The following is an 18,810-nucleotide window of genomic DNA, read 5'->3' on the forward strand; positions in this document are numbered from 1 at the left end:
GAAATATAGAACTATGACAAAACACATTCAATGGAACGGAACACTTTCACAAGAAGGCTATGACATTTTAAAAGGTGAGGGCGGATGTATCGTTTGCCCTACTAAAGTTGGTTACATTATCATGACTAGTGACAAGGCAGGACTTGAGCGCAAGTTCGCAGCCAAAGAGCGTAACCGTAACAAACCAGGTGTGGTTCTCTGTGGTAGCATGGATGAGCTTCGTGCTTTAGCACAACTTAACCCAGAAATTGAAGCCTTTTACCAAAAACATTGGGATGAAGATATTCTTCTTGGTTGTATCCTTCCATGGAAACCAGAAGCCTTTGAAAAACTCAAAGCGTATGGGGATGGCCGTGAAGAACTTATGACGGACGTGCGTGGTACTAGCTGTTTCGTTATCAAATTTGGGAAAGCTGGTGAACAATTAGCTGCTAAACTTTGGGAAGAAGGCAAGATGGTCTACGCCTCATCTGCAAACCCATCTGGAAAAGGAAACCGTGGTAAGGTAGAAGGTATTGGAGAACGTATCGAAGGAGCAGTGGACCTTGTCATCGAAGCAGACGACTATGTGGCTTCCATCCAACCTGACAAAACGATTGAAACTCGCTACGAGCAAGGTGTGATGGTGTCTATGGTCGATAAGGACGGCAAACTCATTCCAGAACAAGGCGGAGCACGTTCAACTTCACCAGCACCAGTTGTGATCCGTAAAGGACTTGACATTGATAAAATCATGATGCATCTATCAGATACCTTTAATTCATGGGACTACCGTCAGGGTGAGTATTATTAGGATGTAGAAGAAGTGAGGTTTATACTCTTCGAAAATCTCTTCAAACCACGTTAGCGTCGCCTTACCGTAGATATATGTAACTGACTTCGTCAGTCTTATCTACAACCTCAAAGCAGTGATTTGAGCAGCCTGCGGCTAGCTTCCTAGTTTGCTCTTTGATTTTCATTGAGTATTAGTCATTATTGTAATAAGAGTGTGACATCTTTAAATTACTGAATAAGTTAGTAAGAAAGACGTTTTAGTTTAAGTCTCAATTTTAGAGAATGACTTTGGTTAAACTGACTAAGACGATAAAGTTTTTAAATTTATTTCTTTTATCAATCGTAACTAAAAATAACAGAGAACTTCTGAATCGATAAAAACAGAATTTTTAAAAGTATTCATACACAATTAAAATCAAAGTTCATTTTTTGTTGATAGGTGGCTTAAGAAATATCGTAATACAAGTATAAACTTTGAAATTTACCAGCTAATCAATGAACCATACTCTATTCAGGGAAAGCAAGTAATGAGTTTCTAACAATATAATAGACTGAATCTAGAACAGTACACTCTGATTGCTAGAAATATTTCTAGAAATTAGTTTAACTTTGCTAATTGATTTGTTCATACCCTATTTCAATCTACTATAACTTTAATATGTTTGTTTATACAGTAACATTTCTCCTCTTTTTGATTTTAAATGAGTATTGAATTGAGATAAGTTGAGTTAATTGGATTAAGAACCTCAAAAAAACAAAAAGGAAAGCATCTCATGAAAAGATGTTTTCCTTTTATTGTATAAGTTATCGAATAGAGTTATCCTAAATTCAGAAAGGTTCAAAATGATATTTGATGAATAATGATACTCTATATTTTAACTATTTTATTAGTTATTTTCAACTTGTTCACTATATTTTGGTCTTAGTGTGGTTCCTGAATTGATAATAGTGCGTTTTTGAACTAAAGGCAATTCTGTACGATTATAAACTGTTCTCCAAGGTTCCCAAGCAAGACCTGTTTTTTCTTGAATTTTTACGCGAAGATTGCGAACATTTCCTCTAAATTGTAGTTCAGTTTGGAAACCAGCAGTTCTATTTTTTCCATTATCTTCCCATTCACGAGAGCGGATGCTTTCAATTCCATTTTCGTCATATGTAACTTCGTCCCAGTAAACGTAGTAACGAGCGATATATCCACCCTTATGTTGCAAATTGAGATAGCCATTCTTGTAAGAGGTAATTTTAGTTTCAATATAATCAGTACTGTTTTGGATTGTTGCAACTTGATTATCTCTTAAAAAGGCAGTTTTATAAGAAATAGGGACTGCAGGATTTTGTGTACTAAAATTAGCTCCTTCTTGAATTAATTTCTTGAGATCTTCAGGTGTTCCAGTAACTACTCGAGCAGCGCCATCAGCGTTACCGCCAACAATAACAGCTGTTACAGAAGTATTTTTCAAAACACGAGCCCATTCAGATTCAGGGTTAATAGGCACACCTTTAATGACAGCATTTATAGCTGCTTTAAGTTCTGTACTTGTACTTGTTGTTTCAAATTTAACATACATTTGACGGCCATAAGACATACTAGAAACATAAACAGGAGGTGTTTGTTCATCCAAGCCACGATCTTGTAAATCGTTGACTGTTACATTATCACCAAAGACATCTCCAGGATTTTTTGGTGCATCAAAGTTAGCGGTAAAGTAAATTTGTTTAAAGTCGACAACTTCAATTTGTTTTTCACCTTTTTGTGCAGCTTCAAAGTCAATTTTTAAATCAACCCCAATTTTTTCAAAGTTGCTACCAAATTTTGCTTTTAGTTGATTCATACTATATGCTGAAGTAGAATCGTATTGCATACGAGCAGGTGCAGGATTACTTGATGCATAATTTGCATTCCATCTATTTACCAGAGTGTTAATTCCTTCCTGCATACCACTGACTGTTGTGTTTGCATCAGTATAGCTATCTGATCCAGCCATTCCTGGAAGGTCCACGCTGATTCTACCCTGTTTTCTATCAATACTAACAAGTTGAGGTTTATTTTCTAATAACCCTTGATCTGCTCGGAACAAAGCGCCTAAGAAGATGTCGCTATTACCGTTAATTGAAACATCAGCTGAATTATTAGAAATACTCTTTTTCACTTTTTCAATTACAACAAACTCATTCCCTTGTTGTTTTGAAGATGTATTTGAATAATTTTCGATTGCTTCACCTCTACGAGTTAAAATATCAATTTTATTGTAGTTTAATCCGAAAAGATATTTATTCAAGTCCTTATCTGCCTGATTAGTAGATTTCATGAGGTTTCCCATAACATCTGCTTTTGGTGCTTCAGTTACAGTAGTGGCGTCTTTTTCTTCAGGTTTTGAATTAAGGTTTGGAGTATTTTCTTGTTCGTTTACTGTAGGTTCTGTTTTTGGATTAGAACTACTTGAAATTGGGGTTTCAGTAGCTTTTACAGTATTATTTTGAATAATCGAAGCTGTACTTAATAAAAAAGTTGCAATAACTACACCACAGACACCAATGCTACGTTTTCGGATAGAATAACGAAAACCTTTGTCAAGATTATTTTGAATCATATAAAGCTCCTAGTTTATTATTTCATTTTATCATCTCTTGAATGCGCTTTCTAGGGATAAAGATATTCTAGCAGAAATAAAAATCTTATGCAATCGTTTTCTGTAAAAATTAGACATATCTTTATATATGTTTAATTTAATTTCGAAGATTTTAGCTTTTTAGTGTAATTTTTCTTTACTTGAGAGTTCACTTATGATAATTCCCTCATGCAGCTGATTCGTCATACGATTGAGTACATAAATAATCAGAAACATTTAGGAAGCGGTATTATTGACAGCAATCGCGAGAATATGACAGAAATAATTCGTGTAACCCCATCTTATAAACTAGCTGATCGTGCTAAGATTATCCGACTAAATCAAACCAAACCTCTTCGTCATGCATATTTTCGAGAGTATAGAAAATTGCAAGAACTTTGCCTGATGATTCTAAATAGAGAAAAGCATGGTTTAGGATACCAAGAGCAAAAAATCCATGGTATTCTTTTTGATGTTGCCTGGCTTTGGGAAGAGTATGTTTATACCTTGTTGCCAAAAGATTTCATCCATCCATGAAATAAGGATAAGACGGACGGTGTTTCGGTATTTTCTGATCGTAAACGAAAAGTTTTCCCAGATTTTTATAATAGAGAACTAAGAACAGTTTTAGATGCTAAATATAAAAAACTAGAATTTACTGAAAAAGGAATTAAACGTGAGGACTTGTTCCAGCTGATTTCTTATTCTTATATTTTAAAAGCTGATCAGGCTGGGCTTGTTTTTCCAAGCAAGGAAAAGGTAGTTGATAATGAGATAGGCAAGTTAGCAGGCTATGGAGCCCTGTTGAAGAAATGGTCTATCCAAATGAAAGTTATCAAGATTTTGTCAAGAGGCTTGAATCCTTTGAAAAAGTCTTTATCGAAAATCTTGGTAAAGATTTGAAAGGTAAGACAAATACAGGGTAGATGTCTAGTTATATCCTTGATTGGAAACAAAAAACACGAACATTATTTGTTTTCGGTCATTACAATTGACAAAAAACGGACAATATTGTAAACTTGTTAGAGTAATTGTCTGGAAAAGACGAGGCTATTCCTAACTTTAGGAAGGTCTAAACAAGAGAAATGAGAGAAATATGTTAAACGAATTTCCGATCTTTGACTATGAAGATATTCAGCTAATCCCAAATAAGTGTGTCCTTCAAAGTCGAGCAGAGGCTGACACGCAGGTAACTTTAGGGAAGCATACCTTTAAATTACCAGTTGTTCCTTCCAATATGCAAACAATCCTAGATGAAAATGTTGCTGAACAACTTGCTAAGGGTGGATATTTCTATATTATGCATCGTTTTGATGAAGAAGGACGCATTCCTTTTGTCAAACGTATGCACGATCAGGGCTTGATTGCTTCAATCTCAGTAGGTGTTAAAGACTACGAGTATGATTTTGTGAGTCAATTAAAGGAAGATGCTCCAGAGTACATCACCATTGATATTGCTCATGGTCATGCTGATAGCGTTATTTCAATGATTCAGCACATCAAGAAAGAATTACCTGATACTTTTGTCATCGCTGGTAATGTTGGAACTCCAGAAGCTGTGCGTGAACTTGAAAATGCTGGTGCAGATGCTACTAAGGTCGGAATCGGTCCAGGTAAGGTTTGTATTACTAAGGTCAAAACTGGTTTTGGTACTGGAGGTTGGCAGTTAGCAGCCCTTCGCTGGTGTGCTAAAGCTGCGCGTAAACCGATTATTGCCGATGGAGGTATCCGTACACATGGTGATATCGCCAAATCAATTCGTTTCGGTGCGAGCATGGTCATGATTGGTTCACTGTTTGCAGGGCATATCGAAAGTCCTGGTAAAACAGTTGAAGTTGATGGTAAACAATTTAAAGAATACTATGGTTCAGCTTCAGAATACCAAAAAGGTGCTTATAAGAATGTCGAAGGTAAGAAAATCCTTCTTCCTGCTAAAGGACATTTGCAAGATACCTTGACTGAGATGGAACAGGATTTGCAAAGTTCGATTTCTTATGCTGGAGGTCGTAAGGTTGCTGATCTTCGTCACGTTGACTATGTCATTGTGAAGAACTCTATCTGGAATGGTGACGCTCACTAATATTACTATTACTTATTTATGCCACGAATTGGCGTGGCGTTTCTACAAGGTACCGTAAATACCTAACAATGAGTAAGCTGCAGAGATATAAGGATAGGTGTTAAATCTATTTCTTTGTTTCCCAGAGGCTTACTTGGTAAGTCTCTTTTTATTTCGGAGGTTATTGTGAAATTATTAGAAGAACGAATTTTAAAGGACGGAAACGTCCTTGGTGAGAATATTCTTAAGGTGGATTCCTTCTTGACCCACCAAGTGGATTTTTCCTTAATGCGCGAGGTTGGTCGTACTTTTGCAGAGCATTTTAAAAATGCTGGTATTACCAAAGTCGTGACCATTGAAGCGTCAGGAATTGCCCCAGCCCTTTATGTGGCTGAACAGTTAGATGTTCCCATGATTTTTGCTAAGAAGGCAAAAAATATCACGATGAATGAAGGAATTTTAACTGCTGAGGTTTATTCTTTCACGAAACAAGTAACAAGTACCGTATCCATTGCAGGTAAGTTCTTATCTCCTCAAGATAAAGTATTGATTATCGATGATTTCTTGGCAAATGGCCAAGCAGCTAAAGGGCTGATTCAGATTATCGAGCAAGCTGGAGCTACAGTTGAAGCTATCGGAATTGTGATTGAAAAATCCTTCCAAGATGGTCGTGAACTGCTAGAAAAATCAGGTCATCAAGTAGTATCACTTGCGCGATTAGAGCGTTTTGAAAATGGAAAAGTTATCTTTAAGGAGGCAGATATCTAATGAAACAACAGGAAAACCACTCACAGGCAGCCGTTCTTGGTTTGCAACACTTGCTAGCCATGTACTCAGGTTCAATCCTGGTACCAATCATGATTGCAAGTGCTTTAGGGTATTCAGCTCAACAGTTGACCTACCTTATTTCAACAGATATCTTTATGTGTGGGGTTGCAACTCTCTTACAATTGCAACTCAATAAACATTTTGGTGTTGGTTTACCTATTGTTCTTGGGGTAGCCTTCCAGTCTGTTGCTCCTCTTATCATGATCGGTCAGAGTCATGGTAGCGGTGCTATGTTCGGAGCTTTGATTGCTTCAGGGATTTATGTTATACTGATTTCAGGTATCTTCTCTAAGGTTGCCAATCTTTTCCCTGCAATCGTAACGGGTTCTGTCATTACAACAATCGGATTGACCTTGATTCCAGTAGCTATTGGGAATATGGGAAATAACGTCGAAAAACCAACGGGACAAAGTCTAGCGTTAGCAACAATCACTATTCTTATCATTCTCTTGGTTAATATCTTTACAAAAGGATTTATTAAGTCAATTTCTATTTTGATTGGTTTGATTGCAGGTACTATCATCGCTGCGACTATGGGCTTGGTTGATTTCTCTCCGGTAGCAGAAGCTCCACTCGTTCATATCCCAACTCCATTTTACTTCGGTGCTCCGCAATTTGAGATTTCTTCTATTGTCATGATGTGTATTATCGCTACTGTATCTATGGTAGAATCAACTGGTGTTTATCTTGCCCTTTCTGATATTACTAAAGATCCAATCGATAGCACTCGTCTTCGCAATGGTTATCGTGCAGAAGGTCTCGCTGTTCTGCTTGGTGGACTTTTCAACACCTTCCCATATACAGGATTTTCACAAAACGTTGGTTTGGTGAAACTTTCAGGTATTCGTACTCGTTTGCCAATCTACTACGCAGCTGGTTTCCTCATCTTACTTGGTCTCTTGCCTAAGTTTGGTGCCTTGGCTCAGATTATTCCTAGCCCTGTTCTTGGTGGAGCAATGCTGGTCATGTTCGGTTTTGTTTCTCTACAAGGGATGCAAATCTTGGCGCGTGTAGACTTTGAGCACAATGAACACAACTTCCTCATTGCAGCAGTTTCTATTGCTGCTGGGGTGGGATTAAACGGAAGCAATCTCTTCAATACTTTACCAACTGAATTACAAATGTTCTTCTCAAATGGTATTGTCATTGCGAGTGCTGTAGCCATTATCTTGAATGCTATTTTGAATCGTAAAAAATAAAAATAAATGAGAAGTGATAGAAATATCCTTCTCATTTTCTTTTTTAGAGCTTCTGTATTGTTTCCATAGTCCTTTTTATGGTAAAATGGTTTTATGAATGAAAGAATGAAAGAGCTCGTTGAACTGCTCAATCGCTATGCGACAGAGTATTATACAAGTGATAATCCATCTGTATCTGATAGTGAGTATGACCGTCTTTATCGTGAATTGGTAGAGTTAGAAAAAGCTCATCCTGACCAAGTCTTGCCAGAAAGTCCGACACATCGTGTTGGTGAAAAGATTCTTGATGGGTTTGAGAAATATAGTCATCAGTATCCTCTTTATAGTTTGCAGGATGCTTTTTCACGTGAAGAACTCGACGCCTTTGATGCGCGTGTTCGTAAAGAATTGGATAATGTCACTTATATTTGTGAGTTGAAGATTGATGGTTTATCGATTTCCTTGACTTATGAGCAGGGAATTTTTGTTACTGGGGCAACTCGTGGTGATGGTTCCATCGGGGAAAACATCACAGAAAATCTCAAACGTGTCAAGGACATTCCTTTATCCTTACCAGAGAAATTAGATATCACTGTTCGTGGTGAATGTTATATGCCGAGAGCTTCTTTTGACCAGGTCAATCAATCTCGTCAAGAAAATGGGGAGCCAGAATTTGCCAATCCGCGAAATGCTGCTGCAGGAACCCTTCGTCAGTTAGATACAGCAGTAGTATCCAAACGTAATCTTGCAACCTTCCTTTACCAAGAAGCTAGTCCTTCCACCAGAGATAGTCAAGAGAAGGTTTTGAATCATTTAGAGCAGTTAGGCTTTGTGGTTAATCAAAGACGTCTATTAGCTCATAGTATGGATGAGGTTTGGGCGTTTATTCAAGAAATTGGTCGAGAAAGAGATCAGTTGCCTTATGATATCGATGGAGTTGTGATTAAGGTCAATGATCTAGCTGGTCAGGAGCAGCTAGGATTTACAGTCAAAGCACCTAAGTGGGCAGTCGCTTATAAATTCCCAGCAGAAGAAAAAGAAGCGAAACTTCTTTCTGTTGACTGGACAGTAGGACGTACAGGAGTTGTGACTCCGACTGCTAATCTTACTCCAGTGCAACTTGCAGGTACAACTGTAAGTCGTGCAACTCTTCATAATGTTGACTATATCGCTGAAAAGGATATCCGTAAGGATGACACAGTCATTGTCTATAAGGCAGGTGACATCATTCCAGCTGTTTTACGTGTAGTAGAATCAAAACGTATATCTGAAGAAAAACTCGACATTCCAACAAACTGTCCAAGTTGTGACAGTAAGCTTTTGCATTTTGAAGATGAGGTTGCCCTTCGTTGTATCAATCCGCGATGCCCTGCTCAAATCAAGGAAGGCTTGACGCACTTCGCATCGCGTGATGCTATGAATATTTCTGGCCTTGGTCCATCGATCGTGGAGAAACTATTTGCTGCCGATTTGGTTAAGGATGTTGCAGATATTTATCATTTGACTGTGGAAGATTTGCTTTTGCTAGATGGTATCAAGGAAAAATCTGCTCAAAAGCTCTATCAGGCTATTCAAGCATCCAAAGAAAATTCTGCTGAAAAACTCTTGTTTGGTTTGGGGATTCGTCATGTAGGAAGTAAGGCAAGTCAGTTGCTTTTACAAAACTTCCACTCAATCGAATCGCTAGCACAAGCCAATCCTGAAGAAATTGCAAATATTGAAAGTTTGGGTAGTGTCATTGCTCAAAGCCTACAGACCTATTTTGCTACAGAGGGTTCTGAAATCCTTTTAAGGGAATTGAAAGAATCAGGTGTTAATCTAGACTACAAAGGACAGACAGTTGCAGCAAATGCAGCCTTGTCTGGTTTAACTGTCGTATTGACAGGAAAGCTAGAGCGTCTTAATCGCTCAGAAGCTAAAAATAAATTAGAAAGTCTAGGAGCCAAGGTTACTGGTAGTGTGTCTAAAAAAACAGACCTTGTTGTAGCAGGAGCAGATGCAGGAAGCAAGCTCCAAAAAGCACAAGAACTGGGAATAGAGATTCGTGATGAAGCTTGGCTTGAGAGTTTGTAAGCTATGAAAGAAGTAAAAAAACGCGCACGTCTCATTTATAATCCGACCTCAGGCCAGGAAATTATCAAGCAAAATATCGCAGAAGTTCTAGAAGTGTTAGAGAGCATAGGCTATGAAACCAGTGCTTTTCAGACCAAATCTGAACACTTATCAGCCCAGAAAGAAGCAGAAAGAGCTGCAAAAGCTGGCTTTGATTTGGTTTTGGTAGCTGGTGGCGATGGTACTATCAATGAAGTGGTTAATGGAATTGCACCTCTGGAACATCGTCCAAAGATAGCCATCATTCCTACTGGAACTACCAATGACTATGCAAGAGCATTGAAAATCCCCATGGGCGATCCAGTTGCTGCAGCGAAGATCATTGCTAAAAATGAAACCAAGCAAATTGATATTGGTCGTGCCTTTGGTGATAAGTATTTCATCAATATTGCTGCGGCAGGAACTCTTACGGAGTTAACTTTTAGTGTTCCGAGTGAACTAAAGACGCGTTTGGGTTATCTGGCCTACGTTGCTAAAGGCTTCGAGATGTTTCCAAAATCCAAAGCCCGTCCTGTTCGTATTTACCATGATTGGGGAATTTTTACAGGAGAAGTTTCTCTTGTCTTTGTTGCCTTGACCAATTCTATTGGTGGATTTGAGCAATTCGCACCTGATACCAAACTGGATGATGGCAATTTCACGCTTATTCTGATAAAGACGGATAAAATCCTAGATATGTTGAGTCTGCTAGTTCAGGCCATGAACGGAGGCCAACACGTTTCAGATATCAATGTTGAATATCTGAAAACGAGTAAACTCCGAATTGAAACTTTGGATCAGGAAGAGCCATTTATGCTCAATCTTGATGGAGAATACGGTGGCGACACACCAGTAGATTTGGAAGTATGTCATAATCACATTGAGTTTTTTGTGAATCGTGAGGCACTTGATCAAGAAATTATTAGTAACATATAAAATCAAATTAATTTAGAAATTAGGAAGAACCATGTACAATTATCCTGTACTTATTCATTACCATCGCAAGGATGAAGCCTACGAGGCTTGCAGTTTCAGCAAAAAGCCTCTAGATTCAGTAGAGCTTATCAAAGAAGAAGAATATTTTGGTGCCAAATTTTCACTGACTCAATCGAGTGAAGTGGCTCTTGAGACCATGACTTTTAGCGTTGAAAAAGATGGTGTCAGCAAAGAATATCCTATTCGCTTCAATTACTATCCACTTTTGACAGAGGTTTGGATTTTGGATGGAGATGATACCGTTTATTACTCTGAAAATCCAGCTATTGCCAGTCCCCACTATAAAGACCAAAATCCTTTTGCCTTTGACAAGGCTATCAATAGTGCCAGTTTCGACCACCACTGGGGTTATCAAGGAGAGTTGGGATGTCAGGTTTCTGAAAATGAAACAAGTTTTAGCTTATGGGCACCAACAGCTACTTCTGTCCAAGTAGTAGTCTATGAATCAGCGAGCAACGATTCTCCTATCCTTAAAACATTTGAAATGGAGCGAGGAAATAGTTATTCCTATAGCCACAAGTATAATACAATTGGAGTTTGGAGTTTAACAGTCCCAGAAAGCTTAGCAGGTCGTGCTTACCACTACCAAATTGACTTTCCTCATCACCAGTCATTAACTCGTGATCCATATACAATAGCGACAAGTCCTGATGGAAAACGTTCAGCCATTGTCTCAAATCAAGATCGTCAGGTCGAAGGTTTTGAGGTTAAGCATGGTACAGAAGCAACTTGGCGTTTGGAAAATCCTTGCCAGGCAGTTGTGTATGAAATGCATATCCGTGATTTGACTAAGTCTGAAACATCTGGTGTTGCGCCAGAATTAAGAGGAACCTTCTTAGGTGCAGCGCAAACTGGAACAGTTAACCAATATGGTCAATCGACAGCGTTTGATTACATCAAAGAACTTGGTGTCAATTATGTTCAGTTGCAACCAATTGCTGACCGTCATAAAGAATACGAAGCTAATGGAAATGTAACTTATAACTGGGGATATGATCCACAAAACTACAATGCTCCAGAAACTAGCATGTCTACCAATCCAAATGATCCAGGTCAAGCTATCCGTGATTTGAAGGCTATGGTCCAAGCTTATCACGATGCTGGTATCGGTGTTATTATGGATGTTGTTTACAATCATACCTTCTCAACGGTGGATGCGCCATTCCAAACAACGGTTCCTGATTATTATTATCGAATGAACCATGATGGAACCTACCAAAATGGAACAGGAGTCGGTAACGAAACTGCCAGTGAGCACGAAATGTTCCGTAAGTATATGATTGATTCCCTTCTCTACTGGGTAAAAGAGTACAATATTGACGGTTTCCGCTTTGACTTGATGGGAATTCACGATGTTAAAACCATGCAGATGATTCGTTGGGCTATGGACGAAGTCGATCCTAAAATCATCCTTTATGGAGAAGGATGGGATATGGGAACTGGTCTTGCTCCTTATGATAAGGCTAAGAAAGATAATGCCTATCAATTGCCAAACATTGGATTCTTTAATGATAATCAACGTGATGCGGTCAAAGGTTGTGAAGTCTATGGTTCTATCAAATCTGGTTTTGTCAGTGGTGCAGGTACTGAGCCGATCGTCGCAAAGGCTATCCTTGGAAGCCGAGAGCTGGGTTCTTACCTCAGTCCCAATCAGGTTCTTAACTATGTAGAAGCCCACGATAACTACAATTTGCATGATTTGCTTAAAACACTTCATCCAGCGGAGAGTGAAAAACGTATCATGAAGAAAGTAGAAACAGCGACAGCCATGAACCTTCTCATGCAAGGGATGGCCTTCATGGAGTTGGGGCAAGAGTTTGGCCGTACCAAGCTTGTAGCTACAGGAGAAAATGGCGAGTTGACTCACGCAGATCGTGAGCGAGCAATGAATAGTTACAATGCTCCAGATAGCGTCAACCAAGTCAACTGGGATTTGATCAATAACCGTCAAGATAGCATCGAGTTTGTCCGTCAAATTATACGACTCAAAACACAAACCAATGCCTTTTCATACCCTACCTATGAAGAAGTTTACCGTCATGTGTTTGTTCACACAGCCATTGAAAATAGTGGTTGGATTGTCTACGAGATTCATGGTGGTGAAGAGCACTTCTTAGTTGTTTTCAATGCCAAAGGGGCTTCATATTACTATGAAAATGCAGGAAACCTAGAAATGTTAGTAACTAATAGCCGTTCTAACCAAGAAAATGCCATTGACGATGTTAGTGTGGCAGTTATGAATGTTTTATCCTAAAAAATGAACCAAAACTCAAGATTTATGCTTGAGTTTTTTATATTTCTAGACATAAAAATGGAACAATTACTAAAAATAGTTGAAAATTTCAGAAAATTTGGTAAAATTATATAAAAAGAGTTATCTACGAATATTATGTTATCAAAATCTAAAAATGTTCAGTTTTTAAGCGAGTTGTTTTATATATAGATAATGAGAGTTATTTTTGTAACAGTAGCTAATAGAAAATTCCATTGCTTATTATCATTTATGAAAATTTTAGAAATGTTAAGATAACTATATGAAGATTTTCGAAAAAAATTTTAGTAGAATTCGGAAATTAGTTGAAAGTTTTCTTAAAAGATAGTATAATAAAGACATAGAAAACGCTTACAATAAAAGGGGGATTCAATGGATAAATTTGAGGCTTTAAGAACTTTTACTAGTGGCGAAAATTTCCATCTTCAACACTATTTAGGAGCGCATCGTGAAGAAAGAGACGGTGAGTATGGTTATACATTCCGTGTCTGGGCGCCAAATGCGCAGGCTGTCCATCTAGTTGGTGATTTTACTAACTGGGTTGAAAATCAAATCCCCATGGTTCGTAATGAATCTGGAGTTTGGGAAGTTTTTACCACTTTAGCTCAAGAGGGACATATTTATAAATATCATATTACTCGTGCTAATGGGCATCAACTCATGAAAATTGATCCCTTGGCAGTTCGTTTTGAAGCTCGTCCAGGCACAGGGGCAGTTTTAACAGAAATTCCTGAGAAAAAATGGAAGGACGGTCTCTGGTTAGCTCGCAGAAAACGTTGGGGATTTTTCGAACGACCAGTCAATATCTATGAGGCGCATGCAGGATCTTGGAAGAGAAACCCTGATGGGACACCTTATAGCTTTGCCCAACTCAAAGAAGAGCTCATCCCCTATCTTGTTGAGATGAACTATACTCATATCGAGTTTATGCCTTTGATGGCTCACCCTCTCGGTTTGAGCTGGGGTTATCAGCTCATGGGCTACTTCGCTTTAGAGCATGCCTATGGTTGTCCTGAAGAGTTTCAAGACTTTGTTGAGGAATGTCATATCAACAATATCGGAGTTATTGTGGACTGGGTACCTGGACACTTTACAATCAATGACGACGCTTTGGCATACTACGACGGCACCCCGACTTTTGAATACCAAGATCATAATAAGGCTAACAACTACGGTTGGGGAGCACTCAACTTTGACCTTGGTAAAAATGAAGTCCAATCTTTCTTGATTTCTAGCATTAAGTTTTGGATTGATTTCTATCACCTAGATGGTATTCGTGTTGATGCCGTAAGTAATATTCTCTATCTAGATTATGATAATGCTCCATGGACCCCAAATAAAGACGGTGGCAATCTCAACTATGAAGGCTATTATTTCCTTCAACGTTTGAACGATGTTATTAAGCTAGCTCATCCGGATGTTATGATGATTGCAGAGGAGTCTTCTTCAGGTACCAAGATTACTGGCATGAAGGAAATGGGTGGACTAGGATTTGATTACAAGTGGAACATGGGGTGGATGAATGATATCCTACGTTTCTACGAAGAAGATCCAATTTACCGCAAGTATGACTTTAACCTTGTAACTTTCAGCTTCATGTATGTCTTTAATGAAAATTATCTCCTACCATTTTCACATGATGAGGTTGTACATGGTAAGAAGAGTATGATGCATAAGATGTGGGGGGATCGTTACAATCAGTTCGCTGGTTTGAGAAATCTCTACACCTATCAAATTTGTCACCCTGGTAAAAAATTGCTCTTCATGGGTAGTGAGTTTGGACAATTCTTAGAATGGAAATCTGAAGAGCAATTGGAATGGTCTAACTTAGAAGATCCAATGAATGCTAAGATGAAATACTTCACTTCTCAACTGAATCAATTCTACAAAGACCATCGCTGTCTATGGGAAGTTGATTTGAGCTATGATGGAATTGAAATCATTGATGCAGATAATAGAGACCAAAGCGTTCTTTCCTTTATTCGTAAAGGTAAGAAAGACGAAATGTTAGTCTGTGTCTTCAATATGGCGCCAGTTGAACGTCATAAATTCACAATTGGGCTTCCTGTTGCAGGTATCTATGAAGAAATTTGGAATACTGAGTTGGAGCAATGGGGTGGTGTTTGGAAAGAGCATAACCAAACAGTTCAAACTCAAGAAGGATTGTGGAAGGATTATGAACAGACATTGACCTTTACTCTACCAGCAATGGGAGCAAGTATTTGGAAACTCAAACGTCGCTTGAAACCCGCTAAAAAAGAATCAAATAAATCTCAAAAAGGAGTAGAAAATGAAGAATGAAATGCTAGCTTTAATCCTTGCCGGTGGGCAAGGAACTCGTCTCGGTAAACTCACTCAAAGCATTGCAAAACCTGCTGTGCAATTTGGTGGGCGCTATCGTATCATTGACTTTGCTCTTTCTAACTGTGCCAACTCTGGTATCCACAATGTTGGGGTAATCACACAGTATCAACCTCTTGCTCTTAACAATCACATCGGAAACGGTTCTAGTTGGGGTCTTGATGTAATTGATTCAGGTGTTTCTATCCTTCAACCTTACTCTGCAAGTGAGGGGAACCGTTGGTTTGAAGGTACAAGTCATGCCATTTACCAAAATATTGACTATATCGATAGCATTAATCCTGAGTATGTTTTGATTCTTTCAGGAGACCATATTTACAAGATGGACTATGATGATATGCTCCAATCACACAAGGATAACAATGCCAGCTTGACAGTAGCTGTCTTGGATGTACCACTAAAAGAAGCTAGTCGTTTCGGTATCATGAATACAGATGCTAATAATCGCATTGTTGAATTCGAAGAAAAACCTGCCCAACCAAAATCAACCAAGGCATCAATGGGGATTTATATCTTTGACTGGAAACGACTTCGTAACATGCTAGTTGCTGCTGAAAAGGCTAACCTAGATATGTCTGATTTCGGAAAGAATGTTATTCCTAATTATCTTGAGACAGGTGAAAGTGTCTATGCTTACGAGTTCAATGGATACTGGAAGGACGTTGGTACTATCGAATCACTCTGGGAAGCAAATATGGAATACATCTCTCCAGAAAATGCTCTAGATAGCCGTAACCGTCAATGGAAAATTTATTCTCGTAACCTTATCGCTCCACCAAACTTCCTTGGAGAATTCGCTCAAGTAGAAGACTCTCTTGTAGTGGACGGCTGTTACGTAAATGGTACAGTGAAACACTCTATTCTTTCTACAACTGCTCAAGTTCGTAAGGGAGCAGAAGTTGTTGATTCTGTCATCATGAGTGGAGCAGTTATCGGTAGAGGTGCTAAAATTACACGTGCAATCATCGGTGAAGGTGCAATTATTGCCGATGGTGTTGAAATTGATGGTACAGAAGAAGTACAAGTAGTCGGATATAACGAAGTAGTGGGGGTAGCAACAGATGAAGATTGATAAATATTCAGCGATTTTAGGAAATACCGTTGGTTTCCATGATATGTCAACCTTGACAAGTAACCGTCCAGTGGCAAGTTTGCCATTTGGAGGAAAGTATCGTTTGATTGACTTCCCACTTTCAAGTTTAGCAAATGCTGGGGTTCGTAGTATCTTTGGAATCTTCCAACAAGATAATATTAGCTCAGTTTTCGACCATATTCGTTCAGGCCGTGAGTGGGGCTTGAATACACTACTTAGTCACTACTATTTAGGTATTTACAATACACGTGTAGAAAGTAGCACAGTCGGTAAAGAATACTATCAACAACTTTTGACTTACTTAAAACGTTCAGGGTCAGACCAAACCGTTTCCTTGAACTGTGATGTTTTAGTGAATATCGATCTCAATCAAGTTTTCCATTTGCATAATACAACAAAATCACCGATTACAGTAGTTTATAAGAAATTACCTAAGAAAGATATTTCAGAAGTAAATGCAATCCTTGATATTGATGAAACTGACCATGTGCTTTCTCACAAACTCTTTGATAAAAAATCAAACCAAGAATACTACAACATGTCGACAGATATCTTTGTAGTAGACACTCAATGGTTGATTAAGCGTTTGGAAGAAGAAGCTCAGAAAGAACACCCAGAAAAACTACGTTATGTTCTTCGTGATTTGGCAGCCAAAGAAGGTGCTTTTGCATATGAATATACAGGTTACCTAGCCAATATTCATTCAATAGAAACATATTACCAAGCTAATTTAGATATGCTTGATCAGCATAAATTCTACTCTTTGTTCTCACCAAATCAAAAGATTCATACTAAAGTTAAAAACGAAGAACCTACCTACTACGCATCTGGTTCAAAAGTAAACACATCTCAATTTGCTTCTGGTAGTATCGTTGAAGGCGAAGTGATTAAATCTGTTATTTCGCGTAATGTTCGTATCAATAAAGACAGCTTGGTTAAAGAATCTCTTATCTTCCCTCGCGTTGTCGTTGGAAAAGGTGCACAAGTTGAGTATGCAATTGTTGATAAGGGTGCTGAAATAGCTGAGGGAGTTGTTATTCGAGGTACAGCAGAAAAACCTGTTATCATCAAAAAAGGCGAAAAAGTAACAGAGGATGTCCTTTCATGAAAATTTTATTTGTAGCAGCAGAGGGAGCTCCCTTTTCAAAAACAGGTGGATTGGGAGACGTTATCGGAGCACTTCCAAAATCATTAGTAAAAGCTGGGCATGAAGTTGCTGTTATCTTACCCTATTATGACATGGTTGAAGCTAAGTTTGGTAATCAGATTGAAGATGTCCTTCAATTCGAAGTCTATGTTGGTTGGCGCAGACAATTTTGTGGAATTAAGAAAACAGTTTTAAATGGTGTTACCTTCTACTTTATCGACAATCAATATTATTTCTTCCGTGGGCATGTTTATGGAGATTTCGATGATGGTGAACGCTTTGCCTTCTTCCAACTTGCTGCCCTTGAAGCTATGGAGCGTATCGGATTTATCCCTGATGTCCTCCACGCTCATGACTACCATACAGCAATGATTCCTTTCTTGCTGAAAGAAAAATACAGATGGATACAAGCTTACCAAGGAATCAAAACTGTTTTGACCATTCATAACTTGGAATTTCAGGGTCAATTCTCTGAAAGTATGCTTTGGGACTTGTTCAGGGTTGGATTTGAGCGCTACGCTGATGGAACAGTTCGTTGGAATGATTGTCTTAACTGGATGAAGGCTGGTATTCTCTATGCAGACCGTGTATCAACCGTGTCACCGAGCTATGCTTATGAGATCATGACTACAGAGTTTGGTTGCGGTATTGATCAGATTCTTCGTATGGAATCTGGTAAGGTTTCTGGTATTGTTAATGGTATTGATACTGATTTATACAATCCAGAGACGGATGCTTTACTTGAGTATCATTTTAATAAAACTGATTTGTCAGGAAAAGCTCAAAATAAAGCGAAACTTCAAGAAAGAGTTGGTCTTCCAGTACGTCAAGATGTGCCAATGATTGGTATCGTGTCACGTTTGACTCGTCAGAAGGGCTTTGATGTGGTGGTTGAAAGCCTGCATCGTATGCTTCAAGAGGATATTCAAATTGTTCTCTTGGGTACTGGAGATCCAGGATTTGAACAAGCCTTCTCTTGGTTTAGTCAAGTATTCCCAGAAAAACTTTCTGCCAATATTACTTTCGATGTGAAATTGGCACAAGAAATCTACGCTGCTTGTGATTTGTTCCTTATGCCAAGTCGTTTTGAACCGTGTGGACTTTCACAAATGATGGCCATGAGATATGGTACGCTTCCTTTAGTAAACGAGGTGGGTGGACTTAGAGATACTGTTCAAGCCTTTAATCCAATTGAAGGAACAGGTACAGGCTTTAGCTTTAACAACCTAACTCCATACTGGCTCAACTGGGCATTGCAAACAGCTTTAGATGTTTATCACAACCATCCTGATGTTTGGAAAAATATGCAAGTTCAAGCTATGGAATGTGATTTCTCTTGGGATACAGCCTGCAAGTCCTATCTTGATTTGTATCATAGCTTAGCAAACTAAATAGTTAAAAT

General features: G+C 38.5%; 12 protein-coding genes, 1 pseudogene and 1 riboswitch. Of the genes and pseudogenes, 12 read left to right on the forward strand and 1 reads right to left on the reverse strand.

Annotation, left to right across the window (positions count from 1 at the left end):
• Positions 1-13 precede the first annotated feature (13 nt).
• Complete coding sequence (locus QM877_RS00885; protein ID WP_000160498.1) at positions 14-793, forward strand: L-threonylcarbamoyladenylate synthase; 780 nt, start codon at positions 14-16, stop codon at positions 791-793.
• An 868-nt stretch (positions 794-1,661) separates the two neighbouring features.
• On the opposite strand, the gene QM877_RS00890 is transcribed toward QM877_RS00885, so the two are convergent.
• Positions 1,662-3,365, reverse strand: coding sequence for a thiol-activated cytolysin family protein (locus QM877_RS00890; protein WP_414317270.1), 1,704 nt, complete (start codon positions 3,363-3,365; stop codon positions 1,662-1,664).
• 183 nt (positions 3,366-3,548) lie between these two features.
• On the opposite strand from QM877_RS00890, the pseudogene QM877_RS00895 reads away from it, so the two are divergent.
• The 11 genes and pseudogenes from QM877_RS00895 to glgA form a co-directional block, all read left to right on the forward strand.
• Positions 3,549-4,309, forward strand: a pseudogene (locus tag QM877_RS00895) (5-methylcytosine restriction system specificity protein McrC); the annotation flags it as partial.
• 170 nt (positions 4,310-4,479) lie between these two features.
• On the forward strand, positions 4,480-5,463 hold the full coding sequence (gene guaC, locus QM877_RS00900; protein ID WP_414284904.1) for a GMP reductase: 984 nt from the start codon (positions 4,480-4,482) through the stop codon (positions 5,461-5,463).
• Positions 5,456-5,552, forward strand: a riboswitch (purine riboswitch). (Overlaps the previous gene by 8 nt.)
• Before the next feature lie 76 nt (positions 5,553-5,628).
• Positions 5,629-6,210, forward strand: coding sequence for a xanthine phosphoribosyltransferase (locus tag QM877_RS00905; RefSeq protein WP_414317271.1), 582 nt, complete (start codon positions 5,629-5,631; stop codon positions 6,208-6,210).
• Complete coding sequence (locus tag QM877_RS00910; RefSeq protein WP_414317272.1) at positions 6,210-7,469, forward strand: nucleobase:cation symporter-2 family protein; 1,260 nt, start codon at positions 6,210-6,212, stop codon at positions 7,467-7,469. The genes QM877_RS00905 and QM877_RS00910 overlap by 1 nt, the downstream gene beginning before the upstream one ends.
• A gap of 93 nt (positions 7,470-7,562) precedes the next feature.
• Positions 7,563-9,521: an NAD-dependent DNA ligase LigA gene (gene ligA, locus QM877_RS00915; RefSeq protein WP_414317273.1), complete on the forward strand. Its 1,959-nt coding sequence runs from the start codon at positions 7,563-7,565 to the stop codon at positions 9,519-9,521.
• A gap of 3 nt (positions 9,522-9,524) precedes the next feature.
• On the forward strand, positions 9,525-10,475 hold the full coding sequence (locus tag QM877_RS00920) for a diacylglycerol kinase family lipid kinase (RefSeq protein WP_414317274.1): 951 nt from the start codon (positions 9,525-9,527) through the stop codon (positions 10,473-10,475).
• A gap of 31 nt (positions 10,476-10,506) precedes the next feature.
• Positions 10,507-12,789 carry a type I pullulanase gene (pulA, locus tag QM877_RS00925; protein WP_414317275.1) on the forward strand — a complete coding sequence of 761 codons (2,283 nt, stop codon included), beginning with the start codon at positions 10,507-10,509 and terminating at the stop codon, positions 12,787-12,789.
• A 390-nt stretch (positions 12,790-13,179) separates the two neighbouring features.
• Positions 13,180-15,108, forward strand: a complete 1,929-nt coding sequence (glgB, locus tag QM877_RS00930; RefSeq protein WP_414317276.1) for a 1,4-alpha-glucan branching protein GlgB — start codon at positions 13,180-13,182, stop codon at positions 15,106-15,108.
• Positions 15,098-16,240: a glucose-1-phosphate adenylyltransferase gene (locus QM877_RS00935; protein WP_414317277.1), complete on the forward strand. Its 1,143-nt coding sequence runs from the start codon at positions 15,098-15,100 to the stop codon at positions 16,238-16,240. Before glgB ends, QM877_RS00935 begins: the two co-directional genes overlap by 11 nt.
• On the forward strand, positions 16,230-17,369 hold the full coding sequence (gene glgD / locus QM877_RS00940; protein ID WP_414317278.1) for a glucose-1-phosphate adenylyltransferase subunit GlgD: 1,140 nt from the start codon (positions 16,230-16,232) through the stop codon (positions 17,367-17,369). The genes QM877_RS00935 and glgD overlap by 11 nt, the downstream gene beginning before the upstream one ends.
• Positions 17,366-18,799 carry a glycogen synthase GlgA gene (gene glgA, locus QM877_RS00945; protein ID WP_414317279.1) on the forward strand — a complete coding sequence of 478 codons (1,434 nt, stop codon included), beginning with the start codon at positions 17,366-17,368 and terminating at the stop codon, positions 18,797-18,799. Before glgD ends, glgA begins: the two co-directional genes overlap by 4 nt.
• Positions 18,800-18,810: the final 11 nt, after the last annotated feature.

Source organism: Streptococcus infantis (genome assembly GCF_047463655.1).
Classification (GTDB): domain Bacteria; phylum Bacillota; class Bacilli; order Lactobacillales; family Streptococcaceae; genus Streptococcus; species Streptococcus infantis_Z.

Excerpts from the sequence above, each read along its gene's own strand:
- pulA (WP_414317275.1), top strand. The coding sequence starts at position 10,507 with ATGTACAATTATCCTGTACTTATTCATTACCATCGCAAGGATGAAGCC.
- QM877_RS00920 (WP_414317274.1), top strand. The coding sequence starts at position 9,525 with ATGAAAGAAGTAAAAAAACGCGCACGTCTCATTTATAATCCGACCTCA.
- guaC (WP_414284904.1), top strand. The coding sequence starts at position 4,480 with ATGTTAAACGAATTTCCGATCTTTGACTATGAAGATATTCAGCTAATC.
- glgB (WP_414317276.1), top strand. The coding sequence starts at position 13,180 with ATGGATAAATTTGAGGCTTTAAGAACTTTTACTAGTGGCGAAAATTTC.
- QM877_RS00935 (WP_414317277.1), top strand. The coding sequence starts at position 15,098 with ATGAAGAATGAAATGCTAGCTTTAATCCTTGCCGGTGGGCAAGGAACT.
- glgA (WP_414317279.1), top strand. The coding sequence starts at position 17,366 with ATGAAAATTTTATTTGTAGCAGCAGAGGGAGCTCCCTTTTCAAAAACA.
- glgD (WP_414317278.1), top strand. The coding sequence starts at position 16,230 with ATGAAGATTGATAAATATTCAGCGATTTTAGGAAATACCGTTGGTTTC.
- QM877_RS00885 (WP_000160498.1), top strand. The coding sequence starts at position 14 with ATGACAAAACACATTCAATGGAACGGAACACTTTCACAAGAAGGCTAT.
- ligA (WP_414317273.1), top strand. The coding sequence starts at position 7,563 with ATGAATGAAAGAATGAAAGAGCTCGTTGAACTGCTCAATCGCTATGCG.
- QM877_RS00890 (WP_414317270.1), bottom strand. The coding sequence starts at position 3,365 with ATGATTCAAAATAATCTTGACAAAGGTTTTCGTTATTCTATCCGAAAA.
- QM877_RS00910 (WP_414317272.1), top strand. The coding sequence starts at position 6,210 with ATGAAACAACAGGAAAACCACTCACAGGCAGCCGTTCTTGGTTTGCAA.